The 25,800-nt window shown below is 71.7% G+C and carries 23 protein-coding genes; 13 read left to right on the top strand and 10 right to left on the bottom strand.

Features of this window, described 5'->3' with window-relative positions:
• Positions 1 to 53: 53 nt before the first annotated feature.
• The 3 genes from D7223_RS05790 to D7223_RS05780 form a co-directional block, all read right to left on the bottom strand.
• Positions 54 to 551 (bottom strand): YcxB family protein, encoded by a 498-nt coding sequence (locus tag D7223_RS05790; RefSeq protein ID WP_120725832.1) that lies wholly within the window; start codon positions 549 to 551, stop codon positions 54 to 56.
• Positions 552 to 630: 79 nt separating this feature from the next.
• Positions 631 to 1,188: a dihydrofolate reductase family protein gene (locus D7223_RS05785; RefSeq protein ID WP_120725501.1), complete on the bottom strand. Its 558-nt coding sequence runs from the start codon at positions 1,186 to 1,188 to the stop codon at positions 631 to 633.
• A 71-nt stretch (positions 1,189 to 1,259) separates the two neighbouring features.
• Positions 1,260 to 2,141 carry an oxygenase MpaB family protein gene (locus D7223_RS05780; RefSeq protein WP_120725499.1) on the bottom strand — a complete coding sequence of 294 codons (882 nt, stop codon included), beginning with the start codon at positions 2,139 to 2,141 and terminating at the stop codon, positions 1,260 to 1,262.
• A 117-nt stretch (positions 2,142 to 2,258) separates the two neighbouring features.
• On the opposite strand from D7223_RS05780, the gene D7223_RS05775 reads away from it, so the two are divergent.
• Complete coding sequence (locus D7223_RS05775; RefSeq protein WP_120725829.1) at positions 2,259 to 3,002, top strand: SAM-dependent methyltransferase; 744 nt, start codon at positions 2,259 to 2,261, stop codon at positions 3,000 to 3,002.
• Positions 3,003 to 3,069: 67 nt separating this feature from the next.
• Complete coding sequence (locus D7223_RS05770) at positions 3,070 to 3,576, top strand: hypothetical protein (RefSeq protein WP_147252534.1); 507 nt, start codon at positions 3,070 to 3,072, stop codon at positions 3,574 to 3,576.
• A gap of 47 nt (positions 3,577 to 3,623) precedes the next feature.
• Here D7223_RS05770 and D7223_RS05765 read toward each other — a convergent pair whose 3' ends face one another.
• Entirely contained in the window at positions 3,624 to 4,250 is a 627-nt protein-coding gene (locus D7223_RS05765; protein ID WP_120725495.1) for a histidine phosphatase family protein, read from the bottom strand.
• Positions 4,251 to 4,344: 94 nt separating this feature from the next.
• On the opposite strand from D7223_RS05765, the gene D7223_RS05760 reads away from it, so the two are divergent.
• Positions 4,345 to 4,884, top strand: coding sequence for a hypothetical protein (locus D7223_RS05760; protein ID WP_147252533.1), 540 nt, complete (start codon positions 4,345 to 4,347; stop codon positions 4,882 to 4,884).
• 302 nt (positions 4,885 to 5,186) lie between these two features.
• Here D7223_RS05760 and D7223_RS05750 read toward each other — a convergent pair whose 3' ends face one another.
• The 4 genes from D7223_RS05750 to D7223_RS05735 all read right to left on the bottom strand — a co-directional run bounded on the left by D7223_RS05750 (position 5,187) and on the right by D7223_RS05735 (position 10,751).
• Positions 5,187 to 5,837: a uridine kinase family protein gene (locus D7223_RS05750; RefSeq protein ID WP_120725491.1), complete on the bottom strand. Its 651-nt coding sequence runs from the start codon at positions 5,835 to 5,837 to the stop codon at positions 5,187 to 5,189.
• A 178-nt stretch (positions 5,838 to 6,015) separates the two neighbouring features.
• On the bottom strand, positions 6,016 to 7,470 hold the full coding sequence (locus tag D7223_RS05745; RefSeq protein WP_120725489.1) for an alkaline phosphatase PhoX: 1,455 nt from the start codon (positions 7,468 to 7,470) through the stop codon (positions 6,016 to 6,018).
• Positions 7,471 to 7,745: 275 nt separating this feature from the next.
• Positions 7,746 to 8,939 (bottom strand): endo-1,4-beta-xylanase, encoded by a 1,194-nt coding sequence (locus tag D7223_RS05740; RefSeq protein WP_120725487.1) that lies wholly within the window; start codon positions 8,937 to 8,939, stop codon positions 7,746 to 7,748.
• Positions 8,940 to 9,107: 168 nt separating this feature from the next.
• Positions 9,108 to 10,751 (bottom strand): glycoside hydrolase family 43 protein, encoded by a 1,644-nt coding sequence (locus tag D7223_RS05735; RefSeq protein ID WP_120725485.1) that lies wholly within the window; start codon positions 10,749 to 10,751, stop codon positions 9,108 to 9,110.
• Between the two features lie 263 nt (positions 10,752 to 11,014).
• On the opposite strand from D7223_RS05735, the gene D7223_RS05730 reads away from it, so the two are divergent.
• On the top strand, positions 11,015 to 12,073 hold the full coding sequence (locus tag D7223_RS05730; protein WP_120725483.1) for a LacI family DNA-binding transcriptional regulator: 1,059 nt from the start codon (positions 11,015 to 11,017) through the stop codon (positions 12,071 to 12,073).
• A 5-nt stretch (positions 12,074 to 12,078) separates the two neighbouring features.
• Here D7223_RS05730 and D7223_RS05725 read toward each other — a convergent pair whose 3' ends face one another.
• Positions 12,079 to 13,083: a LacI family DNA-binding transcriptional regulator gene (locus D7223_RS05725; RefSeq protein WP_120725480.1), complete on the bottom strand. Its 1,005-nt coding sequence runs from the start codon at positions 13,081 to 13,083 to the stop codon at positions 12,079 to 12,081.
• A 140-nt stretch (positions 13,084 to 13,223) separates the two neighbouring features.
• On the opposite strand from D7223_RS05725, the gene D7223_RS05720 reads away from it, so the two are divergent.
• From D7223_RS05720 to D7223_RS05705, 4 genes are read left to right on the top strand one after another with little or no spacing between them, the layout of a single operon-like run.
• Complete coding sequence (locus D7223_RS05720; protein ID WP_120725478.1) at positions 13,224 to 14,534, top strand: extracellular solute-binding protein; 1,311 nt, start codon at positions 13,224 to 13,226, stop codon at positions 14,532 to 14,534.
• Positions 14,531 to 15,541, top strand: a complete 1,011-nt coding sequence (locus D7223_RS05715) for a carbohydrate ABC transporter permease (protein ID WP_120725476.1) — start codon at positions 14,531 to 14,533, stop codon at positions 15,539 to 15,541. Before D7223_RS05720 ends, D7223_RS05715 begins: the two co-directional genes overlap by 4 nt.
• Positions 15,538 to 16,404, top strand: a complete 867-nt coding sequence (locus D7223_RS05710) for a carbohydrate ABC transporter permease (RefSeq protein WP_120725473.1) — start codon at positions 15,538 to 15,540, stop codon at positions 16,402 to 16,404. Before D7223_RS05715 ends, D7223_RS05710 begins: the two co-directional genes overlap by 4 nt.
• Positions 16,405 to 16,442: 38 nt before the next feature.
• On the top strand, positions 16,443 to 18,767 hold the full coding sequence (locus D7223_RS05705; protein WP_120725471.1) for a beta-xylosidase/alpha-l-arabinosidase: 2,325 nt from the start codon (positions 16,443 to 16,445) through the stop codon (positions 18,765 to 18,767).
• Positions 18,768 to 18,905: 138 nt separating this feature from the next.
• Here D7223_RS05705 and D7223_RS05700 read toward each other — a convergent pair whose 3' ends face one another.
• Positions 18,906 to 20,393 (bottom strand): aldehyde dehydrogenase (NADP(+)), encoded by a 1,488-nt coding sequence (locus D7223_RS05700; protein ID WP_120725469.1) that lies wholly within the window; start codon positions 20,391 to 20,393, stop codon positions 18,906 to 18,908.
• A gap of 126 nt (positions 20,394 to 20,519) precedes the next feature.
• Between D7223_RS05700 and D7223_RS05695 the strand changes: the two genes are divergently transcribed.
• From D7223_RS05695 to D7223_RS05675, 5 genes are read left to right on the top strand one after another with little or no spacing between them, the layout of a single operon-like run.
• On the top strand, positions 20,520 to 21,206 hold the full coding sequence (locus D7223_RS05695) for a GntR family transcriptional regulator (RefSeq protein ID WP_238161601.1): 687 nt from the start codon (positions 20,520 to 20,522) through the stop codon (positions 21,204 to 21,206).
• Positions 21,203 to 22,357: a hypothetical protein gene (locus D7223_RS05690; RefSeq protein ID WP_120725465.1), complete on the top strand. Its 1,155-nt coding sequence runs from the start codon at positions 21,203 to 21,205 to the stop codon at positions 22,355 to 22,357. The genes D7223_RS05695 and D7223_RS05690 overlap by 4 nt, the downstream gene beginning before the upstream one ends.
• Entirely contained in the window at positions 22,354 to 23,295 is a 942-nt protein-coding gene (locus tag D7223_RS05685) for an ABC transporter permease (RefSeq protein ID WP_120725463.1), read from the top strand. Before D7223_RS05690 ends, D7223_RS05685 begins: the two co-directional genes overlap by 4 nt.
• A gap of 12 nt (positions 23,296 to 23,307) precedes the next feature.
• Positions 23,308 to 24,183 carry an ABC transporter permease gene (locus D7223_RS05680; RefSeq protein ID WP_120725461.1) on the top strand — a complete coding sequence of 292 codons (876 nt, stop codon included), beginning with the start codon at positions 23,308 to 23,310 and terminating at the stop codon, positions 24,181 to 24,183.
• 42 nt (positions 24,184 to 24,225) lie between these two features.
• Positions 24,226 to 25,788, top strand: coding sequence for an ABC transporter substrate-binding protein (locus D7223_RS05675; RefSeq protein ID WP_120725459.1), 1,563 nt, complete (start codon positions 24,226 to 24,228; stop codon positions 25,786 to 25,788).
• Positions 25,789 to 25,800 lie beyond the last annotated feature (12 nt).

The raw sequence follows: 25,800 nt of genomic DNA, 5'->3' as shown, positions 1-25,800 counted from the left end.
CAGCGAAGTACAGCAGCGGCTCTGTGACGCGGTGCGTCGGCCCGGCGGGCGCTTCACCGGGGCCGGAGCAGCCCACGGTCAGCCAGGTGGGTTCGCAGGGTCTCGGCGTCCTCGGCGGACATCAACCAGCGCGGGATCACGGTCGCCGGCATCCGGCCGACGTAGACGATCCAGAAATCCGGGGTACCCCTCACCTGGGCGACGCCTTCCCAGGCGATGCCGCCGGACTCCGACCCGCTGCGCATCATGATGTTGTCGTCGGTGATGTCGTAGGCGCCGTCGACCGCGTAGCGACCAGAGCGTCGTCGGGCGCGCCACCGCACCCACGGCGAGTACAGCATCGACAGCAGGCCACTGACGACCAGCGCCAGGCACAGCGACGAGACCTGATCACCCCACGCGAAGCCCCGCGAGACGGCGAAGATGATCGCCCCGACCGCCGCCAGCACCGCGCCGACATAGCGGTACCTGCGCAGGCGGACACTGCTGAGCGCGGCGGCCACGCGGCCTGGGTAGGCGGGATCGGCTGGGACGTCGAATCGGATGTGCACGCCAGCACGATAGTGCCCGCCCGCGACCAGGCTCACCTGTCCCGGCCCGGCCGCCGGCAGCGGCACCCACCGGTCCGGCTCAGCGGGTCCGGTAGCGCGCGTAGATCAGCCCGCTGCCGAAGGCACGCTCGTCGACCAGTTCGAGATCGAGCCGTACGCCGTCGGGGAAGAACCGCTTGCCGCCGCCGACCACGGTCGTGGTGATGAACAGTTGGTACTCGTCCACCAGGCCGGCCGCGATCGCCTGGGCCGCGAGGTTCGGGCCGTCGACGGTGAGGTCACGATCCGCCTCGGCCTTGAGGTTACGTACCGCGTCCGGGTCGAAGGTCCGCTCGATCCTGGTCTTCGCGCTGGACACCGACTCCAGCGTCGTGGAGTAGACGATCTTTTCCGCGGCCTGCCAGTCGCGGGCGTACTGCCGGATGTGCGGCGGCTGGTCGGGCTCGGTGTGGGCGGTCTCCCAGTAGACCATCGTCTCGTACATCCGGCGGCCGTAGAGGTAGGTGCCGACGGGGCGGAAGAGGTCGTTGATGAAGGTGTGCACCTCCGGATCGTCGGCCCCGGTGCCGAGGCCGCCCTCCGCCGCCTCGGCGTAGCCGTCGAGCGAGGTGACCATCGAGTAGATGAGCTTCGCCATGGTTCTCCTCCGGGTGTCGGCGCGCCGGTGCGGCGCGGTCCTGCACCTGTGACGTCCGCACGACCCGAAACTCATTGATCGGCGAGCCCGGCCGGTTCACGCGCGTGGTCCTGTCGAGGACCGAGCTGGCTGATCTCGTACCCCTCGGGGTAGCTCTTGGCCTTGATCCCGTCGGCGAACAGCGCCGTGGTTCGTGGCGTGCCGAACCACCGTTGCAGCCGTGCGCGCATCTTCAACCCCAGGTGCAGGCCGGCCCGGACCGGCCACGCCGGTGGCTCGACCCGCGTCGCGCGTCGCAGTGGCGCGTCGTACATGGCGCTGACCAGTGCGTTGCCCAGCGGGGCGAGCACCCGGGGGAGTCGGGTGAGCAGCAGCATCCGGGTGGCCCGTTCGATCGCCGCCGCGTCGTCGTTGGGCTTCAGGTGGGCGGCGTCGTGGGCGTCGAACCAGGTCTCGAACTCCGGGTAGGACCCGGGGATGTCCGTGATGCCCATCCGGCGGCCCAGCTCCCGGTAGAACAGGTAGGTGGCCTGCCGCTCGTGGCAGCAGGGCCGGCGCCAGCCGTACTTCTCTAGCCACCGGGTCGGGATCACCACCAGGCAGCCGAGGACGTAGCGGTAGTCGTCGTTGCCGATGTCGTACGGGCGGTGGATCTGGTTGATCCGCCGCAGCGCGTCCCGGCCCCGGGGCTGGTCGAATCCGTTGAGGACCATCTCGTACATCAGCAGGCCGGTGTCGTCGATCCGCTTCTGGGTGCGTTCGGTCAACTCACCGGTGGCGGTGTGCAGGGCGGCGATGGCGGGGACGGAGAAGGACCGGTTGAAGGCGAGGTTGAGCCCGAGCTTCATGTCCCACGGGAACTCGTAGCGCAGCATCGTCTGGTAGATGGTCAGGTAGTCCTGCTCGGGATCCATGACCCGGGTACGGGCCAGGTTGGCGTACCGGTCTCTCATCGGTGGGCGTCTCCACTTCACCTCACGGCCGCGAGTTCGTGAGGAGCGTACGGGTAGCGGGTTCCCGACAGGACAATCCGCGTGCGGGCGGCGGACGGGCTCGTGTTGACTTGGTCGATGGATCGTCACCGCCTCAGCAGCATCGCGCACGCACACCACCCGATCGCGGCACCGATCTCCGGGGTCAACGTCAACCGGTTGCTCCGTCGAGCGGGCCGTCAACCGTCGGCTCGTGTCCTCGACCTCGGCTGCGGGCCGGGAGCGTGGGCGTTGCAGGCCCTCGCGCAGTACCCGGACGGGCACGCGGACGGCGTGGACGTCAGCCCGTACGCCCTGGAACGCGCCGCGAGCGCCGCCGCCGACCGCGGCCTCGCCGACCGGCTCACGCTGCACGAGCGCGACGCCCGGAGCTACGTGGCCGACGGCGACTACGACCTGGTGCTGTGCGTCGGGTCGACCCACGCGTTCGGCGGGTTCGGCGGGACGCTTCGGCTGGCCGGTCGGCACGTGAACGCCGACGGCATCCTCCTGGTCGGCGAGGGATTCTGGCAGGTCCCGCCGACCGCGGAGGCGCTCGCGGCGCTGGACGCGAAGCCTGCCGACTTCACCGACCTTCCCGGCCTGGTCGACGCCGCCGAGCAGGCCGGCTGGACGCCGGTGTACGCCCATGTCAGCGACGCCGCCGAGTGGGACGACTACGAGTGGTCGTGGATCGGCTCGCTCACCGAGTGGGCGCTGGACAACCCCGGCCACCCGGACGCCGCCGGGGCGCTCGCCGCCGCCCGGGAGCACCGCGAGCAGTGGCTGGGCGGATACCGCGACGTGCTGGGCTTCGTGACGCTGGTCCTCCGCCGGATCTGACCATGGACCGTGGTCGCTGTACACCGGTCGGTATGGTGAAGCGCAGTTCGACGTGAGCGGTGGTGCGGTGAGTCTGATCCAGGTGTGCGTGACCGCGACGACGACCATGCTGGCGGTCCTGATCGGTGGGTGGCTCACCGTCCGCGCTCAGGACCGGTTGTGGCGGCGTGACCAGGAACGACAGTGGCGGGACATCCGGCTGGGCGCGTACACCGACTTCCTCGGCGCGGTCCGGGAGTACGTGGCCTTCACCCTGAACCCGGCCGCCCGCATCACCGCGGTGCCGCGTCCACGCGATCCGGGTGAGCTGATGCCGTTCTTCGACGACGCGGGCAGCCGCTACCGGGAGCGGCTGGAGAGCACCAAGACCGCGCTCCGGTTGGTGGCCGGTCAACCCGATGTGGTGAACGGCTCGTCGGCGCTGGTACGGCAGGCCCGGCTCCTGGCGGCCACGCGGGCGGACAGCGCTGCCGAGGCGTTGCCGGCCGACCGGTTCGACGCGCTGTGGGAGGCCGAACGCCGTTTCATCGAGGTGGCCCGAGCCGAACTCGGCCTACCCTCCGCGTTCACCTGACGCCCGATGTGCCGCGCGGGCGTCGACAACGTCAGCCAGTCCCGGCACTACGTCAGGTGGCTGGTGTCGTCGAGATGGACGACCCCACGGTTGTGGAAGTAGTCGTCCTCCCGCAGCAGCGTGATCCCCCCGGCCGAGAAGCGGAAGCCCACCAGGCCCGCCGCGTCGATGGGCATGCCGATCCACGCCGCGAGCAGGAACGTGGCCGTCATCCCGTGGGTCACCACGACCTGATGCCCCACCTCCGACCGCAGGATGCGCTCCAGCGCCGCGTACGCCCGGACAGCCAGCTCCCACTTCGTCTCGGCCCCGAGTACGCCCTCGTCATGGCGCATCCGCTCGCCGACGGCGGGCGGCGGTACGAACCGCTCGTCCAGCCACGCCTGTGGCCGTCCCCCCGCCTCGCCGTACGACTTCTCCCGCAGATCGGTGTCGATCACCACGCCGACCCCGAGCTGCTTGCCGATGATCTCTGCTGTCCGGCGGGCGCGAAGCAGGTCGGACGAGAACAGCTCGACGGCGGCATCGGCCGGAAGCCGTCCGCCCAACGCCTCCGCGATCCGCCCGGCGTGATCGAGGCCGCGCTCGGTGAGGTCGGAATCGAACCATCCGCCGACCAGCCCGTCGACGTGGTGCGTCGCCTCCGGATGTGTGACGACGTAGAGGTTCCGCACTCCGTGCCTCCTCGGGTGGCCGTTCCACCGAAACGGCGGCCGTTTCGTCCGTAGTATCCGGCTGGTTGGTCAATGTCGCTGAAGGAGGTTACCGATGCCGCGTCGTGTTCCCGCGTTGCTGGCGCTGCCGCTGCTCGCCCTCTGCGCCGCGTGCGCCGCGCCGACCGCGTCCGCCTCGGGTCCGTCTCCCCACAGTGAGCAGTCGTACTGGCCCGGTCAGCAGGCGCTCACGGACGCCGCCGGAGCGGTTGACGCAATCGGCGTGCGCTGGCCCGATGTGTACGCCGGAGTCAGTCTCGACCTACCCGCCGACGTGCTGCTGGTGCACCGGGTGCCGGCCGCCGGCTTCGACGAGGCGGTACGCCGGCTCGTCCCGCACGTCACGGTGCGCTTCGTCGACGCCGAGCATGCCGCTCTGGCGCTTGATCGGCAGGCCGAGCGGGTTGTCCGTGACGTGGACTACTGGCGGCAGCGGGGCGTGAGCGTGCACAGCGTGGGGACCACCATCGGGGAGTGCGTCACCGTGGGCGTCGGCGACCCGGACCGCGACGCCGCCGTGGTCACCGCGCACTACCGCGGTGTGCCGCTGTGTGTGGAGCAGGGCGCACCGTTGGTGCCTCTCCCCGCCAACTAGATCCGTCGGGCTGGAACCGCGTCCGTGGTGGCGCTGCTCAGCGCGAGTTCGGCTGGCGTTGGTGCTGAACCTGGGCGTTCCGGCTCAGGACGGAGACATAGCCTGCCGCCTGCAGCGCGAACAGTTCGGCGTACCGACCGCCGGTGGCGACCAGGTCGTCGTGGGCGCCATCCTCGACCAGGCGACCCTGGTCGATGCGCCGGATGGAGTCGGCGGCGGATCGGTGCAGCGTCTCACCACGGTGCGCGTTGTGGACGTAGTAGTGCTCCGGGACATCGCCGAACTGCGGATCTGCGATGCGTTCACTGGCTCGTCGGCGGGGCGACGACCAGTTCGGTGTCCGGGTCGTGGCCGAGGTGGGGAGGGCCGGCGACGATCATGGTGGCCCGGGTCCACGGCTGTTCGCGCAGCAGGAACGGCAGCTCCTCCCGTAGCCAGTCCGCCACGTGCTCCAGCTGCTCGGGGGAGTCACCGTCTCGAACGACCAACAGGCGTTCCTGTTCGTCGAGGTCGCCCTGGATCCACACCGAGGCGTCCCACCACGGGGCGAGCTCCTCGCGGATGGTGCCGGTGCCCTCGACCCAGACGTGCTCGGTGCCGGCGGGGACGACGATCGACCCGGGCCGGTCGTGCTTCACCCAGGCATCGGGGCGGAAGTCCACCGCCGCACCGCGATGCAAGGGTCGCAGGATGTTCTCGGCGAGCACGGCGCCCCAGTCGAAGTAGGCGTGGTTCCAGGCGATGTCGTCGGTGTGCACGACGGCGGAGTGGGGCACCACCGTGGCCAGCCGCCCCGCCAGGCTCGTCTTGCCGGCGCCGCCCCGGCCGTCGATCGCGATCACCCGGGGACGTCCGGTGACGTTGGGCGACGCTTCGCGCAGGTGTCGAACGGCGTCGAGCAAAGTCACCACCCGCCAGCCGGCGGCTTCGGTCTCGCCCGGATGGAGGTGCATCGACGACCTGTCCCTGAGGTGAGCATCCGAGTGCGGTGGGTCGGATGGGCGACCCGCCCGTCAGTATGGCACCGAGCCGTGCTCGTCGGTCCGGGCCCGATGTCGGTGCGGTCGCCGGGCACCGACGCGCGGTGGGGGACCGGCCCACGCCGGACCCCCACCCGGCGGTCCGACTCCGCTATCCCAGGTACTTCTCCCACGGGCCGGTGATGGCCAGGGTGAGCCCGGGGTCCTGCATGTTGACGAAGAGCACCTTGCCGTCGGCACTGAATGTCGGCCCGCAGAACTCGGAGTCGTTGAGCTGGTTGCGGGCGATCGCGTAGGTGGGGCCGCCCGGGATCGTGCTGAGCACGTGGGAGGCACCCGAGCCGTCCTCGGCGAGCACGAGGCTTCCCCACGGGGTGACGGTCACGTTGTCCGGCCCGTCGAAGGTGAGGTCGGTGTACCGGACCGGTGTGCCCTCCTCGGACTGCCGCTGGTGCGGAAAGTACGTCACCAGCTGGATGGTCTGCGCGCGGTAGTCGTAGAACCACACCATGCCGTCGTGCGGGACGGCGTCCGCGGGCAGGTCGGCCTCCTCCCACGCGTAGGAGTTGACGACGTACACGCCCTCGTCGGTGCCCCACACGCCCTCGAACTTGCGTCCTCGGGTGACCTGGCCGTCGGTGAACTGCTCCCGTACCGGCGTGGTGCGGGCGTCGCGCTCGGGCACCTCGATCCACCGGACCGGGAACGGGCGGCCCAACTGGGCGGAGGTCAGGTAGGCGACGTCCGGCAGCACCGATCCGTCGTCCATGATGATCTGCATCGCGGCGAGGACACCGGCGTCCGGAGCGAGGCGGGTGAGCACGCCGGGGCCGAGCCGGACGCCGCGGGGGGCGGTCCAGCGGTAGAAGAGCCCGTTGGGTTCGTCGGCGTCCTCGGAGAGGTAGATCCTGGTGCGGTCCCGGTCGATCGCCAGGGCCTCGTGCGCGTAGCGGCCCAGGCACCTGATCGGCCTCGGGTCCGCGCTGCCGTCGGCCCAGACCTCGAAGACATAGCCGTGGTCCTTCTGGAAGACGCCCGAACGGCCGTCCTCCGCCCACTGGTCGCCGGCCCGGTCCTCGGTCTCCTCGCAGGTCAACCACGTGCCCCACGGGGTCGGTCCACCGGCGCAGTTGGCGACGGTGCCGGAGAGGGCGACGAACTCCCCGTGGTTGCGGCCCGCGCGGTCGGTTCTGATCACGGTGCAGCCGCCGGCGTCCACCGCGCCGGGGTCGTAGACGGTCCCCTTGACGTGCGGTACGCCGAACTCGGCACCCGGGTCCATCTCGTGGTTCTGGATCAGGGTGTACCGGCCACGGCCGGCGTCGAAGACGGCCATGCCATCGTGGTCGGCCGGTGTCAGGCCCTGGCCGCCGTCGAGGCGGGTCACACCGGTGCGGGTCACCACCGTGTAGCGGAAGCCGGCGGGCAGGGCCAGAATGCCGTCGGGGTCGTCCACGAGCGGCGGGAAGGGCACGTCGCCCGGCCGGGCCGGCGGGCGGGGACGACCCGGGTGGGCCTGGGCCAGGGACGGGAGGCCGCCGACGACGGCAAGGCCCACCCCGGCGGCGGCGCCGCCGGCGAGGAAGGTACGGCGAGACGAGGGCATGGGGCTCAGCTCCTGTGCAGAAGTGGTGCGACGCCTTGACAACCAACTCCCGCGGACCGACCTGGACACGTCATCGATGCCATGGGTCGGCGACATCGAGGTGAAGAATCAGGGCCACTCACGCGTCCCCCGGACGACGACGGACCCCCTGCGGCGCGACGGCCGGACCGGACGTGGCAAGCGGCCCGAGCCGTCGGCGGCGGCCGAAGCCGCCGCCGAACTGGTTCGGGCCGCGAAGGAACAGGGCCGGTCGTTCACCGGACCGGGCAGCGTGCCTATCGGCGCGGGTGGTGCGGCACGCGGGGCAGGACGAAGGGCGGCCCGGAATAGATCAGGTCGGCCTTCAGCTCGTGGTACGCCAGCTTGGGCTGGTAGTTCTCGTCGTAGACGGTGGCCAGGCCCTCGGGCGGGTCGTCGAACCAGCCCGGCACCCAGGAGTGCTTGTCGTCGAAGCCCCAGAGCGTGAACGACAGGCAGTGCGGCGAGGACAGGCAGGCCCGCATCAGCACGCTGAAGTTCGCCGCCGAAGCCTGGAGCCTCGGGTTGATCTCGGCGGAGTCGCCGGCCTGGACGGCCTCGGTGAGCTGGCTGCGCACGTCCACCTCGGTGAACGCGGTCGCCAGCCCCAGCCCCGCGAACTTCTTGAGCGCGGCGGACACCTGGAAGGTGTTGAAGTTGCCGTACTGCGTACCCAGGTGGCCCTGGCTCCCGATCCCGTCGATCGGCACGCCCTTGGCCCGCAATTCCCGGGCCATCTCGTAGACGAACTGGGTCTTGTCGTCCGCCGGGTTACCGGAGCCGAAGGCCTCGATGTTGTAGTCGTTGTAGAACAGCAGCGCCTTCGGATCGGCGGCGCGGGCCCAGCGGAACGCGTCGGCGATGTAGCCCGGTCCCAGATGCTCGGCCCAGAAACCCTTGTAGTGCAGGGTGGACGGGGTGTCCCACGGGTCGCTGACCGCCTCGTTGACCACGTCCCACTGCCAGATCTTGCCCTTGTAGCGGGTGACCACGGCGGTGATGTGGTCACGCAGGATCTGGCGCAGCTCGGTGGTGCTGATCGAGCCGTCGGCGACCCCGCTGGTCAGCCAGGCCGGCAGCTGGTTGTGCCAGACCAGCACGTGCCCGCGTACGCGCTGGTGGTGCTGGCGCGCGAAGGCCATCAGCTCGTCGGCCGGCCCCCAGTTGTAGGTGCCCCGGGTGGGCTCCAGGCTCTCCCACTTCATCGCGTTCTCGGCGGTGACGCTGGAGAACTCGGATCCGGCGATCTCGCGGTAGCGGGGATCGGTGGTGTCGTTCAGGGCGGCCAGGTCGACGGCGGTGCCCACGTGCAGGCCGTGCCGCATGGCCAGGTTGCGCAGGCTCTGGTTGCTGGGATCGTACGGGCGGCCCGCCGTGGCGGGGGCGATGTTCAGGGTGGCGAGGGTCGCCATCGCTACCGCGCCGGTGGCGATCCAGCGTCTCAGCTTCATGGGGTTCCTTCCGCGAAGCGGGTCGGCCCGTGGGCCGACGGCGGTGGTGGTACGAGAGGACGCCGGGTGGGTGGAGGGACGGGTGTCCGGTGGCGTCGGACGGCTTCCGAAACTTCCGGAAGTATTTCGGTAATTAGCCCGAGAGGTTACGAGGATCGATGTCTTCCGTCAACTGCCGGCGGGCCGGTCGTCCTGTCGGTAGGTGGCCTCGTCGAAGTCGGCGTACACGCCGTCGCCGCCGAGGTCCTGCACCCACAGGCCGAGGAAGGCGCCGGTGAAGCCCCAGGCCGCCGGCTCGCCGTCGACGACGAGCGCGGCGTGCTCGTCGGAGAGGATGGTGGCGTCCAGGTCCACCGGCAGGTCCCGCCAGCCGGCGCCGAGGTCGTAGGAGAAGCGCACCACCGGCCCGTCGAACCGCGCGCGCAGGCCGACCCGGGCGCCGTCGCCGACGTCGACGGTGAGTTCCGGGTACGGGGTCCGCCGGCCCCGGTCACAGCTGAGCAGTTCCAGCACCCGCCGGCCGTCGTCGGCCCGGCTGAGGTAGAGGTAGTGCCAGTTGAGGGTGTTGTAGTACGCGGTCAGTCCGGCCAGGTGCCGGTGATCGACGGGGTCGAACTCGACCACCGTCTCCAGGGCGCACCGCTCGGCACCCACCCGCCGGCCCACCAGGCTGGGGCTCTGCTTGCCGACCGGCGACTGTCCACCCTGGATCCGCAGGTGCGACGGGCGGGTGCGCAGGTCGAGCCAGTCCGGGCCGGCCGGGCGACGCAGCGTCGACCAGCAGGCAGCCAGGTCGGGGGTGTCGAAGTGGTCGGTCGCGGGCTCGTCCGGCCACGGGTGTGGAGGCAGGCCCGGCGCGACGACGGTGTCGGCCGGCACGCCGCCGGGGATCCGCGGCCACTGCCCGGTGGGCCAGTCGACGCGCTGGATCGCGGTCTCCCGGCCGAGGACGCACCGGCCCAGCGGCGAGTACGGGCGGGCCGCGAGGTGGGCCAGGTACCAGTCTCCGTGCTGCGTCCGCACCAGGCAGCCGTGCCCGGCCTTCTGCAGCCGCAGGTCGGGGCGGCCCACGGAGGTGAGCAACGGGCCGCTCGGGTCGGCCAGGTACGGGCCGAGCAGGTGTCGGGAGCGGGCCACCGTGACCTGGTGCTCCCAGCTCGTACCCCCCTCGGCCGTGACCAGCCAGTACCAGCCGTCCCGGCGGTACACGTGCGGCCCCTCGGTCAGCCCGGCCGGGGTGCCGCGGAAGATGATCCGCGCCTCGCCCACCAGCCGCCGCTGTTCGCGGTCGTAGCGCTGGATCTCGATCCCGCCGAACCGGTCCCGTCCGGGCCGCCAGTCCGCGCTCATGCTCAGCAGCCAGGAGCTGCCGTCGCTGTCGTGGAAGAACGCGGCGTCGAAGCCGTGCGAGTGCAGCTTCACCGGATCCGACCAGGGCCCGCTGATGTCCGGCGCGGTGACCAGGTAGTTCTGCGGATCCCAGTAGCCGCTGGCGAAGCTGGCGACGTCGCTGTAGACCAGGTGGAACAGCCCGTCGTGGTAGGTCAGGTCGGGCGCCCACACGCCGTTGGAGTCGCCGCAGCCGCGCAGGTCCAGCAGTCGCCGGTCGGTGATGATCCCGCCGAGCGCGCGCCAGTGGACGAGGTCGCGCGAATGGTGCACGCGGACCCCCGGATACCACTCGAAGGTCGAGGTGGCCAGGTAGTAGTCGTCGCCCACGCGCAGGATCGAGGGATCCGGATGGAACCCGGTGAGGACCGGGTTGTGGATCGACCGGACGGTCGTGGCCACGTCTGCGATCTCCGTCGACATGTACGGCTCCTTGTGGTTCGGTCCACCGCCGAGCTTCCGGAACTTGTCCCGGTAAGTTCCAGGATTCCTGCACACCGTAACGGCTTGTCGCAACCATTGACAGGGCCTTGACCCGGGCGGGAGCGCGTCGTAACGTACCGGCCATCGACCCGAAACTTGCCGGTCTTTCGATGAAAGTTCCGGTGTGTCAGCGCTCGCGGATCCGCCAGCTGCCCGGCCGGGAACGCGCCGTCGTGGGGCCCGGCGACGTCGAAAGGGCACCCGTGACCTCGGACCAACCCCGGAAGATCACCATCGCGGCGATCGCCCGCCTGGCCGGTGTCTCGGTGCCGACCGTCTCGCGGGTCCTCAACGGCCGCTCCGATGTCTCACCGCAGACCCGGGAGCGGGTGGAGGAGTTGCTCAGCCGGCACGGTTACCGCCGCCGGCCGCCGAGCGCGCGGGCCAGTTCAGCCCTGGTCGACCTGGTCTTCAACGACCTGGACAGCCCGTGGGCGGTGGAGATCATCCGGGGCGTCGAGGACGTCGCGCACGCGGCCGGCATCGGCACCGTGGTGTCCGCGATCCACCGGCGCAGCTCGTCGGCCCGGCAGTGGCTGCACAACATCCGCGTGCGGTCCACCGAGGGGGTCATCTTCGTGACCTCCACCCTGGAGCCGCCGTTGCAGGAGGAGCTTCGCCGCCTCAGGATCCCCGCCGTCATCGTCGACCCGGCCGGCGTGCCGCCGCAGGAGGCGCCCACGATCGGCGCGACGAACTGGATGGGCAGCCTGCGCGCCATCGAGTACCTGCTCGGTCTCGGCCACCGGCGGATCGGCTTCATCGCCGGGCCGCCGCAGCTGATGTGCAGTCGGGCGCGCCTCGACGGCTACCGGGCGGCGCTGGAGACCGCCGGCCTCGGCGTCGACGACCAGCTGATCTGCCAGGGCAACTTCTACCACGAGGCCGGCTTCGCCGGCGGCAACCACCTGCTGGGGCTGGCCGACCCGCCCACCGCCATCTTCGCCTCCAGTGACCAGATGGCCCTCGGTGTTTACGAGGCCGTCCGGCGGCGCGGCCTGCGGGTGCCCGACGACGTCAGCGTCGTGGGCTTCGACGACCTGCCGGAGGTTCGTTGGTGCTCGCCACCGCTGACCACCGTCCGGCAGCCCCTGGCGGAGATGGGCATGCTCGCCGCCCGTACCGTCCTGCGCCTGGCCCAGGGCGAGCGGATCGAGAGCCCGCGGGTGGAACTGGCGACCGAACTCGTCGTGCGCGACAGCGCCGCCCGCTGGCGGCTCGGCAGCGGCGACGCACCCCGACCCGTGCGGCTGTCCGGATGAGGGCGTCAGTGCCGCGGACGGCAGGACGAGCGGATCACGAGCTCGGTGGGGAGCCGGATGTGCGTGTCCCGCTCGGCGCCGGCGACCAGGTCTATCAGCAGGCGCAACGCCTCGGCGCCCATCCGCTGGATCGGTTGCATGATGGTGGTCAGCGGCGGGTTGACCAGCGCCGACTCCGGCACGTTGTCGAAGCCGATCACCGACAGGTCGTCGGGCACCGAGAGGCCCATGTCGCGGGCCACGTCCATCGTGGAGATGGCGGAGAGGTCGTTGCCCGCGAAGATCGCGCTCGGCCGGTCGGTGAGGGCGAGCAGTTCCGCTGCCGTACCGGCGGCGCTCTCGATCCGGAACCCGCCGACCCGGACGAGCCGCTCGTCCACCGGCACGCCGGCGTCGGCCATCGCCCGCCGGAACCCCGCCTCGCGCAGCCGCGCGGACTCCAGGTCGGCGCGTCCGCTGATGTGCCCGATCCGCCGGTGACCGAGGGACAGCAGGTAGTTGGTCGCCAGCACGGCCCCGGCGAAGTTGTCCGAATCGACGGTGGGCAGGCCGGACGGCCCGGTGTGCGGGTCGACGGCCACGACGTGGAAGCTGTCGTTGGTCTCCACCACGGTCGGCGTGACGATCACGGCCCCGTCGATGAGCGTGCCGGACAGGCGGGCCAGGGAGCGCCTTTCCCATCCGATGGCGGCACCCTCGCCGTCGCCGCTGGAGTAGGCCAGCAGTTGGTATCCGCTGCCCGCGACCTCCCGGGACGCCCCCTTGAGCAACTCGGTCGAGAACGGCTCGAACTCGGCGACCAGGATGCCGAGCACGTTGGTGCGGTGGCTGCGCAGGCTCTGCGCCCCCAGGCTGGCCTCGTAACCGAGTTCGTGGATGACCTGCTGGACGCGCTCCACGGTCGCCTGGGCGACGCCGTACCGCCCATTGACGACCTTCGATACGGTCGCGACCGAGACGCCGGCGGTACGTGCGACATCCGACATCTTGACGCGCTGCGGGAACACCACGCCGATGATGATAGGGCTGCCACCCGGGGCGCGTCACGAGCGACTCGAAAACGTTATCGATACCGATTGACATAGAGTTACATGACTGTAAAACTCCCCCGCAGGCCGAGTACCGCGACTGACTAGTCGAGGAGACATCGATGGCGATGAAGCGCCGTAGAGGTGCCGTCCTGGCACTGTTTATGACAAGTGTTCTCGTTGTTACCGGATGCAACAGCGGCGGCGACGACGAGGCTTCCCCCGAGACTGAGCTGTACAAGAACCCGGTGACCCTGACCTGGTGGCACAACGCCTCGCAGGACGGGCCCGGCAAGACCTACTGGGAGAAGGTCGCCAAGGACTTCTCCGCACTGCACCCCAGCGTCACGATCGAGATCGAGGCGATCGAGACCAACCAGCTCCAGCGCACCCGGCTGCCCGCCGCGCTGCTGAGCAACGACCCGCCGGACATCTTCCAGGCGTGGGGCGGCGGTGAGATGCGCGAGCAGGTGGAGGCCGACTACCTGAAGGACATCACCGACCAGTCCAAGGCCGAGGTCGCCGACATCGGTAGCGCCGCCGAGATCTGGCAGGTGAACGGCAAGCAGTACGGCCTGCCGTTCCGGATGGGCATCGAGGGCATCTGGTACAACAAGGACATGTTCGCCAAGGCGGGCATCGCGGCGCCGCCGACCACCCTCGAAGAACTCAACGCCGCCGTCACCAAGCTCAAGGCCATCAATGTCGTCCCGATCGCCGTGGGCGCCGGTGACAAGTGGCCGGCCGCGCACTGGTGGTACAACCTCGCCCTGCGCGCCTGCTCGGTCGACACTCTGAAGAAGGCCTCCACGGAGCGGGTCTTCGACGACCCGTGCTTCGTCAAGGCCGGCCAGGACCTGAAGGCGTTCATCGACACCAAGCCGTTCCAGCCCAACTTCATCGCCACGCCGGGCCAGAACGACCCGACCAGCGCCAACGGCATGCTCGCCAACGGCAAGGCCGCGATGGAGCTGATGGGCGACTGGAACCGCGGCACGCTGGACACCGTTGCCACGGACAAGGCGAAGCTCGCGTCGTTCCTCGGCTGGTTCCCGGTGCCGGCGATCTCCGGTTCGCCGGGTGACCCGAAGGCGGCCCTCGGTGGTGGCGACGGCTTCTCCTGTGCCAAGAGCGCCCCGGCCGAGTGCGTCGAGTTCCTCAAGTACATCGTGAGCCCGGAGGTGCAGAAGGGCTACGCCGAGACCGGCACCGGCCTGCCGGTGGCCAAGGGCGCGGCGGACGCCGTCAAGGACCCGGCGCTGAAGTCCATCCTGGAGGCCACCTCCGGGGCGAGCTACGTCCAGCTCTGGCTGGACACGGCCTTCGGCAGCACCGTCGGCACCGCGATGAACGACGCCATCGTCGCCATCTTCGCCGGCAACGGGACGCCTGAGCAGGTCGTCTCGGCGATGAAGGCGGCCGCAAGCAAGTGACCTCCACCAACCAGATCCGTATGCCCGCCGGCGGCGCTTCCGCGTCGCCGGCGGGCCCCCGAACGACCGGGCGCGCGGCCGCGCACGCGTCCGCCCGCCGAGCCGAGACCCGCCGCAAGTGGTACGAGATCATCGGGCTGACCACGCCGGCCGTGCTCATCTACGTGATGTTCGTGCTGGTGCCGATGGGCTTCGCGGTCTACTACAGCCTGTTCCGGTGGCGCGGCGTCGGACCCCCCACCGAGTTCGTCGGCCTGCGGAACTACACCCTCGCCTTCCAGGACCCGATCTTCCTCGACGCGTTACGCAACAACGCCATCATCGTGTTCGGGTCGCTGCTGATCCAGGGCCCGATCGCACTGGGCATCGCCCTGCTGCTCAACCGTCGCTTCCGTGGGCGCGCCGTGTTCCGCCTGCTGGTGTTCGTGCCGTACGTGCTCGCCGAGGTCACCGTCGGCATCATGTGGAAGCTGCTGCTGACCGGCGACGGCACGGTCGACGCGCTGCTGCGGTCCCTGGGACTGGGCGGCCTGGTGCAGGCCTGGCTCGCGGACCTGGACGTGGTCATCTGGACCCTGCTGGCCGTCCTCACCTGGAAGTACGTCGGCTTCGCCATCATCCTGCTGCTCGCCGGCCTGTCCAACGTGCCCGACGAGCTGACCGAGGCGGCGGCCATCGACGGCGCGAGCTGGTGGCAGATCCAGCGGCACGTCACGATCCCGCTGCTCGGCCCGACGATCCGGATCTGGATGTTCCTGTCCATGATCGGCTCACTTCAGGTGTTCGACATCATCTGGGTGACCTCGGTGCCCGCGGTCCGGTCGCTCGGGGCGTCGGCCACCATGGCGACCTACATGGTGGACAACGGGTTCTTCGCCCGGCTGTGGGGCTACGGCAACGCCGTGGCCGTGATCCTGTTCGCCATCTCCTTCGTGGCGGCACTGCTGTTCCAGCGGTTCCTGCTGCGCCGCGACATCGCGGGCGCCATCACCGGAAAGGCGAAGTGACGATGGCCGTGAACTCCGCTCTCTCCCGGCCCACCGGGCGCCGTCCGGCGTCCTGGGGCACGCCGCTCACCTACGCGCTCGCGCTCGCGGTCGCGGCCGTGTCGATCGCCCCGGTCATCTACGTGATCGTCGGCGGTTTCCGCACCACCCCGCAGATCGTCGCCGACCCGGCCGGCCTGCCCGACCCGATCGTCTGGGACAACTACGCCAGGGTGCTGACCCAGAGCAACTTCTGGCAGCAGGCGTTCAACAGCGCGGTCATCGCCCTCGGCACCACGCTCGCCGTCGTCGTGCTCGGGCTGGCCGCCGCGTTCGTGCTCGCCCGCTACACCTTCCGCGGGCGGGAGGGGCTCTACACCTTCTTCACCCTCGGCCTGCTGTTCCCGGCCGGAGCGGCGATCCTGCCGCTCTACCTCATGCTGCGTGACCTGAACCTGGTCAACTCCTACTACGCGGTGATCCTCCCGCAGGTCGCCTTCTCACTGCCGCTGACGATCGTGATCCTGCGTCCCTTCCTGTCCGCCATCCCGAGGGAGTTGGAGGACGCCGCGGCCATCGACGGTGCGAGTCGGCTCGGATTCCTGTGGCGCGTCGCGATGCCGCTGTCGCGGCCCGCGCTGGTCACCGTCGGCGTCCTCGCGTTCGTGGCGAGCTGGAACGCGTTCCTGCTGCCGCTGCTCGTCCTCGGCGACGTCAACCTGCACACCCTGCCGCTGGGAGTGCAGAACTTCTCCAGCCAGTACACCACCGACACCGCCGGCGTCCTTGCCTTCACCTCGCTGGCGATGCTGCCGGCACTGCTCTTCTTCACGCTCGCGGAGAAGCAGATCGTCGGCGGCCTACAGGGTGCGGTCAAGGGCTGAGTGGCAGCGGTACGGGCACAACCAGAGGAAGGCACAGCATGACTGAGGTCCACACGGTGGTGGACGGGCCGTTACCGGCTCAGGCAGGTCCGGACCACCACCGACCGGACGGGCGCGACGGCGAGGCGCGGCTACGCGAGCTGCTCAGCCGGATGACGATCGAGGAGAAGATCGCCCAGCTCGTCGGGTTCTGGGAGAAGGAGGACGGCGAGGCGGTCGCGCCGCTGCAGGGGGAGTTCGGCGACGCCGTCACGCTCGACGACTTCGTCCGGCACGGGCTCGGTCACCTCACCCGCGCCTACGGCACCCGCCCCCTGGAGGCGGCGGCACGCGCGTCCTGGCTGTGGGAGTTCCAGCGGGGCCTGGTCACGAACACCCGGCTCGGTATCCCGGCGATCGTCCACGAGGAGTGCCTCACCGGACTGTCGGCGTGGAAGGCGGCCACCTTCCCCACTCCACTGGCCTGGGGCGCGGCGTTCGACCCCGAACTGGTCACCGAGATGGCCGCGGCGATCGGGGCCTCGATGCGGGCGCTGGGCATCCACCAGGGGCTCTCACCGGTGCTCGACGTGATCCGTGACCCCCGCTGGGGCCGGGTCGACGAGTGCATCGCCGAGGACCCGTACCTGGTCGGCACCCTCGGCACGTCGTACGTGCGTGGCCTCCAGTCGCAGGGGGTGCACGCCACCCTCAAGCACTTCGTCGGCTACTCCGCCTCGCGTGCCGGGCGCAACTTCGCCCCGGTGCACGCCGGCCCCCGGGAACTGGCCGACGTGCTGCTCGTGCCGTTCGAGATGGCGATCCTCGACGGCGACGCGCGCAGCGTCATGCACTCGTACGCCGAGATCGACGGGGTGCCCGTGGCCGCCGACCCGACGATGCTGACCGGCGTGCTGCGCGATCGGTGGGGCTTCGACGGCACGGTGGTGGCCGACTACTACGGGGTGGCGTTCCTCAACCTGCTGCACCACGTGGCGGGCGACCACGCGGAGGCGGCCGGTCAGGCGCTCACCGCCGGTGTCGACGTCGAGCTGCCGACCGGCGACGCCTATCTGACCCTGCGGAAGTCGGTGCGGGCGGGCCGGCTCGACGAGGCGCTCGTCGACCGGGCGGTGCTGCGGGTGCTGCGCCAGAAGCGGGACCTGGGGCTGCTCGACGCGACCTTCACCGACGAGCCGCCCGAGGCGATCGACCTCGACTCACCGGAGCACCGGTCGATCGCCCGGCGACTCGCCGAGGAATCGATCGTGCTGGTCGCCAACCAGGACGCGTTGCCGCTGCCGGTGGGGCGACGGGTGGCGGTCATCGGCCCGAACGCCGATCGGCAGGGTGCGCTCTTCGGGTGCTACTCGTTCCTCAACCACGTGCTCGTCCAGCATCCCGGGGTGGAGACCGGGATCGAGGTGCCGACCGTGCTGGACGCCGTGCGGGTCGAGTTCGGCGCCGATCTCGTCAGCTGGGCACCCGGCTGCGAGGTGGACACCGACGACCGGTCCGGCTTCGACGAGGCGGTCGCCACGGCCGCCGCCGCGGAGGTGGCCGTCCTGGTCGTCGGCGACCACGCCGGCCTCTTCGGCCGCGGTACGGTCGGCGAGGGCTGCGACCGGGATGACCTGGAACTGCCCGGCGTCCAGCGCGAACTGGTGCAGGCGGTGCTGGCCACCGGTACGCCGGTGGTCCTCGTGCTGCTCACCGGCCGGCCGTACGCCCTCGGCTGGGCGCTGTCGCGCTGCGCGGCGGTGGTGCAGGCGTTCTTCCCCGGCGAGGAGGGCGCCGGGGCGATCGCGGGCGTGCTGTCCGGGCGGGTCAACCCGTCGGGCAGGTTGCCGGTCACCCTGCCCGGGTCGGCCGGCGCGCAGCCGTACTCCTACCTGCACCCCACCCTCGGTACCGGAAACGAGGTGACCAACCTCCCGGCGACGCCCGTGGCGCCGTTCGGCCACGGCCTGTCCTACACGACGTTCGCGTACACCGATCTCACCGTGCCCAGCACGGTGCCCACCCACGGGGCGATCGGCGTGACGGTGCGGGTGACGAACACCGGCGCGGTCGCCGGCGACGACGTCGTCCAGCTCTACGGTCGTGACCTGGTGGCCTCGGTGACCCGGCCGGTGGCGCAGCTGCTCGGATACCGGCGGGTCCACCTGGAACCCGGCCGGTCCGTCACGGTCGAGCTGACCGTCCCCACCACCCGCCTGGCCTTCTCCGACCGTACGCTCACCCGCGTCGTGGAGCCCGGCGAGGTCGAACTCTGGGTCGGCACCAGCGCGCGACGGGACATCCAGGCGAAGACCACACTGGTCGGTGACACCGTCCCGGTCACCAACGCCTCCCCGCGCTGGACCACCACCGAGATCCACTGAAGTCGGTCCGCCGGTCGTCTGATCGACCACCGGCGGACCGGCCCACCTCCGCGCCGACGGGGCGCGCTCCGCCCGGGCGAAGCGGCGTCGGCGACCGTCGCCGCCGCCGCCCGGACGGCGGGCGACGCCGCCGGCGGTTCAGGCGGACGGGGCGCCCGGGCGTGCGGTCAGCACCCCGTCCACCCGGCGTGGCAGGCGGAGCGGATTGTCCTCGCGCAGTGCCTCGGGCAGCAGCTCGGCGGGGACGTCCTGGTAGGCGACCGGGCGCAGGAACCGGCGGATCGCGGCCACTCCCACGCTGGTGTGCAGCGGCGCGGTGGTGGCCGGCCACGGCCCACCGTGGTGCATCGCCCAGGTCACCGCCACGCCGGTCGGCCAGCCGTTGAGGACGACCCGTCCGGCCCGCTCGGCGGACACGTCGAGCACCACGCGGACCAGGTCCACGTCGTGGCCCGGTTCGGTGTGCACGGTGGCGGTCAGCGCTCCGGGCACGGTGTTCAGGGCGGCCAGCAGCTCGACCGGGTCCGCGTACTCGACGATCAGCGACGCCGGGCCGAAACACTCGCGGGCGGCGGCCGGCTCGGCCAGGAACCGGGCGGCGGGCACGGCGAGCAGGGCGGGGGTGGCGGTGATCCCGCTGCCGGCGGTCGGAGGCACCAGCGACCGGACGCCGGGGATCCCGGCCAGCGCGGCGGCGGCCCGGTCGAAGCCGCCGCGGATCCATTCCCCGAGCAGCGGGCCCGGCGCCACCGCCCGCACCGCCTCGACCAGCGCCGGCTCCAGGCCGTGCCCGGCCGGTAGGAAGAGCAGGCCGGGCTTGGTGCAGAACTGCCCAAGACCCAGGGTGTACGAGGCGACGTACGCCGCCGCGATCGCGGCGCCCCGGGCGGCGAGGGCGGCGGGGGTGACCACCACCGGGTTCACCGAGCCCAGTTCCCCGTAGAACGGGATCGGGTCCGGCCGGGCGGTGGCCAGGTCGAACAGGGCCCGACCGCCGGCCTCCGAGCCGGTGAACCCGACCGCCCGCACGGCCGGGTCGGTGACCAGGTCCCGGCCGGCCGCCCGCCCGTGCAGCACGGTCACGGCACCGGGCGGCAGCAGGTCGGCGAGCACCCGGCCGACCAGGTCGGACAGGCGCGGGTGTCCCTCGTGCGCCTTGACCACGACCGGGCAACCGGCGGCGAGCGCGGCGGCGGTGTCACCGCCGGCGACCGAGAACGCCAGCGGGAAGTTGCTGGCCGCGAAGACGGCCACCGGCCCGAGGGGGCGCATCATCCGGCGCACGTCGGGGCGGGGGACCGGCGTCGCCCCCGGGTCGGCGTGGTCGATCGTGATGTCCAGGAAGGAGCCCTCCTCGACGGCGTCGGCGAAGAGCCGCAGCTGCCCGGTGGTGCGGGCCAGCTCACCGGTGAGACGGGCCTCGCCGAGGTGGGTCTCGGTGTCGGCGAGCGCGACGATCTCGGCGCGGGACCCGTCCAGCGCGTCGGCGGCCGCCCGCAGCCGACCGGCCCGGGCGGGGAGTGGGTCGCGGGCGAGGATCGGGGCGGCGGCCCGGGCCGCCGCCACCGCCTCGGCGACGACGGTGGTGGTGACGGGCGGGGTGGCGGTGGGAACGGGAGGGGTCACGGCTGCTCCTGTTACGCGGGGGTGACCAGCTGGTCAGCGGAAAATGAAGAATTTCCGCTCCGAAGGCTTGTCTGCGGCATCGTGGTATACCACGATACTGGCATGCCGCGATCGCTTCCTCCCACTGTGGACCCCGCAGCGCCCACCGGTGCCACCCTGGCGCTGGAGCAGCCCGCCTCCCGAGCCGACCGGGTCCGCGACGCGCTACGCCGCGCCATCCTGGACGGCACCCTCGCACCGGGCCGGCCGCTGGTCGAGCGGGAGCTCGCCGAGCTGCTCGGTGTCTCCAAGACCCCGGTCCGGGAGGCACTCAAGCAACTGCACTCCAGCGGCCTGGTCGAGATCAACGCCTACCAGGGGGTCAGCGTCCGCCGGATCGACGCCGACACGGTGCGCCAGCTCTACACCGCGCGCGCCGCGGTCGAGCCGGCCGCGGTCCGGCTGGCCAGCCACCAGGCCGGCTCCTTCGTCGCCGCCCGCGCCGCGTTGGTCGACGCGGCGGTGCTGGTGAGCTCCGGCGAGACCGCCGGGCTGGGCATCGCCAACCGGCGCTTCCACCGCGAGCTCTACCTGGCCTGCGGCAACCCGTTCCTCTGCGGTTTCCTCGACCAGTTGCAGGACCTGACCGCGTTCGTGGCCACCGCCGGTTGGCGACTGCGGGCGACCTTCGTCCGGGAGGCCGCCGAGCACGAGGCGATGCTCGACGCCGCCGAGCGGGGCGACGCGGCGCTGGCCGAGCGGCTGACCCGCGAACACATCGAGAACGCGCTGACCACCATCACCGCCGTCCTCGACGAACAGGACGCCCGATGAGACCCGGGACGTACGCCCACCCGGTCTCGTTCCGGGCCGACCCCGTCGCGCAGGCCGCCCGGCTCGCCGCGGCCGGTGTGGCCACGGTGCGGCTGGCCTACGCGTACCACAGCGGACGCTGGCTGCTCAGCACCAGTGACGCGGGCGCGGTGGCCGACCTGGACGCCGGCCGGTGGTTCGGCCCGGCCGGACCGGCCGGTCGGCTCGACCCGCCACTGGTGGCCGACCTGGCCGGCCCGGCCACCGCCGCGCTGACCGCCGCCGGCGTGCGGACGGTGGCCTGGTTGGTCGGGCTGCACCGCTCCGCGGTGGCGACCACCCGACCCGACCTGGCCCTGCGCAACGCCTTCGGCCACCCCTACCGGCACGCGCTCTGCCCGGCCCGTCCCGAGGTGGTCGAGCACGCCGCCGACCTGGTCCGGCGGGCCGCCGCCGTCCCCGGCGTGACCGGGCTGGACCTCGAGGCGTTCGGCTACCTCGGCTGGGCCCACCAGGGCGCGCACGACAAGATCGGTGTCGCGCTGCGCCCGGCGGACCGGTGGCTGCTCTCACTCTGCCTCTGCGCCGCCTGCGGCACCGAGTTCACCGCCGCCGGCGTCGACCCCACCGCGCTGGCCGAACGGGTCCGCGCGGTCGTCCGTGGCCAACTGGCCGAACCCCGGCCGGCCGCGCCGGAACCCGCCACGGACGCCGTCGCCGCGCTCGGCCGGCCGCTGCACGACGTCGTGCTGGCGGTGCGTGCGGCCGTGGTCCGCAGGCTGGTCGCCGCGGCCGTGGCGGCCGCCGGCGACACGCCGGTGTCGCTGCGGGCCACCGCCGATCCTTACGCCACCGACGGCAAGGCCGGCGGCGACCTCGCCGGCCTCGGCGCGCTGACCACCGGACTCACCGTGTCCAACCTGCACGGTGACCTGCCGGCACTCGCCGCCGACCTGGCCGCCGCCCGACCGTGCACCCGCGAACTCAGCGCCGCCTGGAGCGGCGCGGTGGCCGCCACGCCCCGGCGGGACCGGTTCACCACCGCCTACGACGTCGCGCTGCGCGCCGGTGCCGACGCCTTCGTTCTCTACGCCTACGACCTGATGCCGACCGACCGCCTCGACTGGCTGCGGCAGTCCGCGCGGGGCCGGCAGGAGGTGCCCGCCGCATGATCGGATACCTGGTTCGCCGGCTCGCGCAACTGATCCCCGTGCTGTTCGTCGTCTCGGTGGTGTTGTTCCTGCTGCTGCGCCTGCTGCCCGGCGACCCGACCACCGAGATCCTGGGCCAGGAGGCCAGCGCCGCCGACCGCGCCGCGCTCCGCGCCGACCTCGGCCTCGACACCCCGCTGTGGCGACAGTTCCTGGACTGGATCGGCGGCGTGCTCACCGGCGACCTCGGCCGTTCCTGGCTCACCGACGAACCGGTCGCCGGGGTGATCGTCGACCGGCTGCCCGCCACCGTGGAGCTGGGCCTGATCGCGCTGCTGCTCGCGGTGCTGATCGGCATCCCGGCCGGGGTGCTCGCGGCGGTGCGCCGACGCACCGCCACCGACTCGGCGCTGACCGGCCTCGGCGTGCTGGCGCTCTCCACCCCGCACTTCTACCTGGCCGCCCTGCTGATCCTGGTCTTCGCGATCTGGCTGCGGGTCGTGCCACCCTCGGGCTACGTGCCCTTCACCGAGGACCCGGCCGGCAACCTGGTCCGGATGGTGCTGCCCGCCATCACCGTCGGGTCCACCGTGGTCGCGGTGGTCCTGCGGCAGACGCGGGGCTCCCTGCTGGCCGCGCTCGGCGAGGACTACATCCGCACCGCCGAGGCCACCGGGCTGCGCCGCCGCCGGATCGTCACCGTCTACGCGCTGCGCAACGCCCTGGTGCCGGTGGTGACCGTCACCGCCCTGCAGATCGGCGCGCTGATGAGCGCCACCGTGGTCACCGAGACGATCTTCACCCTGCCCGGCATGGGCACGCTGATCGTCAACGGCATCTTCAGCCGCGACCTTCCGGTCGTGCAGGGCGCCGTGCTCGTCGTCGTCACCTTCGTGCTGCTGGTCAACCTGGTCACCGACCTCGTCTACGCCTGGCTCGACCCGCGCATCACGTACTGAGAGGAGGTCGTCATGGCCACCGAGACCACCACCACCCGGGACGCGCGCCGGCCCGTGCTCACCCGGCTGCTGCGCGACCGGCGCGCCCGCTTCGCCCTCCCGGTCCTCGCCACGGTGGCGGTCGCCGCCGTCGCCAGCCCGCTGCTGGGCGACCGCAGCGCGGCCACCGACACCGACCGTCTGCTCACCGGTCCCAGCGCCCGGCACCTGCTCGGCACCGACGAACTGGGACGGGACGTGCTCGCCCGCATCGTCGACGGCGCCGCCGTGACGCTGGCGGTGGCCACCGTCGCCGTCGGCCTGGCCCTCGTCCTGGGCACCCTGCTCGGCCTCGTGGCCGGCTACCGGGGCGGCTGGATCGACGCGCTGCTGATGCGTACCGTCGACGGACTGCTCGCCTTCCCGCTGTTGGTGCTGGCGCTGACTGTCGTCGCCGCTCTCGGGCCCGGGCTGCGTAACGCGCTGATCGCCATCGCGGTGGTCGCCACCCCCCGGTTCGCCCGGGTCGTCCGTGGCGAGGTGCTCTCGCTGCGTACCCGGGAATGGGTCTCCGCCGCCCACATCGTCGGCGTGCCCACCCCGGCGCTGCTGCGCCGGCACCTGCTCCCGCACCTGGCCGGCACGCTCGGCGTCTTCGCCGCCCTGCAGGCCTCCACCGCGATCATCGCCGAGGCCTCACTGAGCTTCCTCGGTCTCGGCGTCCAGCCCCCGCAACCCAGCTGGGGTGCCATGGTGGCGGCCGGCACCGACCACCTCGACGCCAGTTGGTCGCTCAGCGTCTTCCCCGGCCTCGCCATCCTCCTCACCATCGCCGCGTTCAACCTGCTCGCCGACGCGCTCCGTGACGCGTTCGACGCGCACCGCCCGGACCTCACCCCGGGGCGGTAGCTCCACCACCCCCACACCACACCCCCTCCGAAGGGAACCACCATGGACACACCCTCGGTGCACCCTGCCCTGCTCAGCCGGCGCGCGCTGCTCGGCGGCACCGTCGGCGCACTCGCCGCGGTGAGCCTGGCCGCCTGCGGCTCCGACAGCGGCACCGCCGGCGGCAAAGGCCGCGGCGGCACCCTCACCGTCGGCTTCGACAACGAGCCGACCACCCTCGACCCCGCCCTGAGCAGCGCGATCTCCTCCGACCGCAACGTGCTCAACCTCTTCTACGACACCCTGCTGCGCCAGGACCGCGACGGCTCGTTCGTCCCGGCACTGGCCGACAGGTGGACCGAGGACGGCAGGACCGTCACCTTCACCCTGCGCGAAGGTGTCACCTTCCACGACGGCACCCCGTTCGACGCCGAGGCCGCCGCGTTCAACCTGCGGCGCGTCATCGACCCGGCCACCCGGTCGACCAAGGCCGCCGCGTTGAAGAACGTCGGCTCCGTCGACGTGGTCGACGCCAGGACGCTGCGGCTGACCCTCAAGGCGTCCGACCCGCTGCTGCTGATCCACCTCGCCCACGAACCCGGCATGATGGCCTCCCCGACCGCGGTGAAGGCCGGCGACTACGGCCGCAAGCCGGTCGGCACGGGGCCGTTCGTCTTCGACGCCTGGCGCTCCAAGGTGCAACTGACCGGCAAGCGCAACCCGACGTACTGGCGCCGGGCCACCGACGGATCCGCACTGCCCCGGCTCGAGCAGGTGGTGTTCCGCTTCGTCACCGACACCAAGGTGTTGCGCGCCGAGGTCACCACCGGCGGCGTGCAACTCGTGCGGACCCTGCCGCCGGAGGAGTTCAACCAGCTCGCCGGCGACAAGCAGATCACCATGACCGACACCGGGGTGCGCCGGTCCTACTACGTCGCGCTGAACGTCACCCGGGCACCCTTCAACGACCCGAAGGTCCGCGCGGCGTTCGCCATGGCCATCGACCGCGAGGGCGTGGGCAAGGCCGCCGCCGGCGGCCAGTACGACCTGGCGCCCTCCTTCGCCACCGCCAAGGACTGGTTCTACGACCCGTCGATCACGCCCCCCGCGCTCGACCCGGCTGGGGCCAAGACCGCCCTCGGCGGTACGCCGGTGCCGATCACCGTCGTCGCCCGACGGCGCGCCCCCGACCCGACCATCGCCGAGTTGCTCCAGTCCCAGCTCACCGCCGCCGGCTTCGCGCCCAAGGTCGAGGTCCTGGAGGCGCAGACCCAGCTCGACCGGATGCGCAAGCAGGACTTCGACGCCGCCCTGCTGGTGATCGACATTCCCCGGCTGGACCCGTCGCTGTCGTTCGACCCGTACTTCTCCAGCAGGGGCTCCAACAACTGGTCCGGGTTGGCCGACAGCACCCTCGACCGGTTGCTGGACACCGCCGCCGCGAGCGAGGACCGGGCGGTCCGCAAGCAGGCGTACGTCGAGGTGCAGAAGCGCATCGTCGACGAGAACTACTGGGTCTTCCTGCACCAGCCGAAGTCCCCGCTGATCCACAGCGCCAAGCTCAGCGGCATCGTGCTCGACGTCGACGGCCAGTGGCGCCTCGACGAGGCCGCGTTGGCGTCCTGAGGCGGTGATTCC

This window comes from Micromonospora endolithica (genome assembly GCF_003626595.1).
In the GTDB taxonomy this organism is placed as follows: Bacteria; Actinomycetota; Actinomycetes; order Mycobacteriales; family Micromonosporaceae; genus Micromonospora; species Micromonospora endolithica.
This window is presented reverse-complemented; position numbering and strand designations above follow the sequence as displayed.

Excerpts from the sequence above, each read along its gene's own strand:
- D7223_RS05740 (WP_120725487.1), bottom strand. The coding sequence starts at position 8,939 with ATGAAGCTGAGACGCTGGATCGCCACCGGCGCGGTAGCGATGGCGACC.
- D7223_RS05685 (WP_120725463.1), top strand. The coding sequence starts at position 22,354 with ATGATCGGATACCTGGTTCGCCGGCTCGCGCAACTGATCCCCGTGCTG.
- D7223_RS05780 (WP_120725499.1), bottom strand. The coding sequence starts at position 2,141 with ATGAGAGACCGGTACGCCAACCTGGCCCGTACCCGGGTCATGGATCCC.
- D7223_RS05760 (WP_147252533.1), top strand. The coding sequence starts at position 4,345 with ATGCCGCGTCGTGTTCCCGCGTTGCTGGCGCTGCCGCTGCTCGCCCTC.
- D7223_RS05720 (WP_120725478.1), top strand. The coding sequence starts at position 13,224 with ATGGCGATGAAGCGCCGTAGAGGTGCCGTCCTGGCACTGTTTATGACA.
- D7223_RS05745 (WP_120725489.1), bottom strand. The coding sequence starts at position 7,470 with ATGCCCTCGTCTCGCCGTACCTTCCTCGCCGGCGGCGCCGCCGCCGGG.
- D7223_RS05775 (WP_120725829.1), top strand. The coding sequence starts at position 2,259 with ATGGATCGTCACCGCCTCAGCAGCATCGCGCACGCACACCACCCGATC.
- D7223_RS05785 (WP_120725501.1), bottom strand. The coding sequence starts at position 1,188 with ATGGCGAAGCTCATCTACTCGATGGTCACCTCGCTCGACGGCTACGCC.
- D7223_RS05675 (WP_120725459.1), top strand. The coding sequence starts at position 24,226 with ATGGACACACCCTCGGTGCACCCTGCCCTGCTCAGCCGGCGCGCGCTG.
- D7223_RS05690 (WP_120725465.1), top strand. The coding sequence starts at position 21,203 with ATGAGACCCGGGACGTACGCCCACCCGGTCTCGTTCCGGGCCGACCCC.
- D7223_RS05735 (WP_120725485.1), bottom strand. The coding sequence starts at position 10,751 with ATGTCGACGGAGATCGCAGACGTGGCCACGACCGTCCGGTCGATCCAC.
- D7223_RS05705 (WP_120725471.1), top strand. The coding sequence starts at position 16,443 with ATGACTGAGGTCCACACGGTGGTGGACGGGCCGTTACCGGCTCAGGCA.
- D7223_RS05680 (WP_120725461.1), top strand. The coding sequence starts at position 23,308 with ATGGCCACCGAGACCACCACCACCCGGGACGCGCGCCGGCCCGTGCTC.
- D7223_RS05750 (WP_120725491.1), bottom strand. The coding sequence starts at position 5,837 with ATGCACCTCCATCCGGGCGAGACCGAAGCCGCCGGCTGGCGGGTGGTG.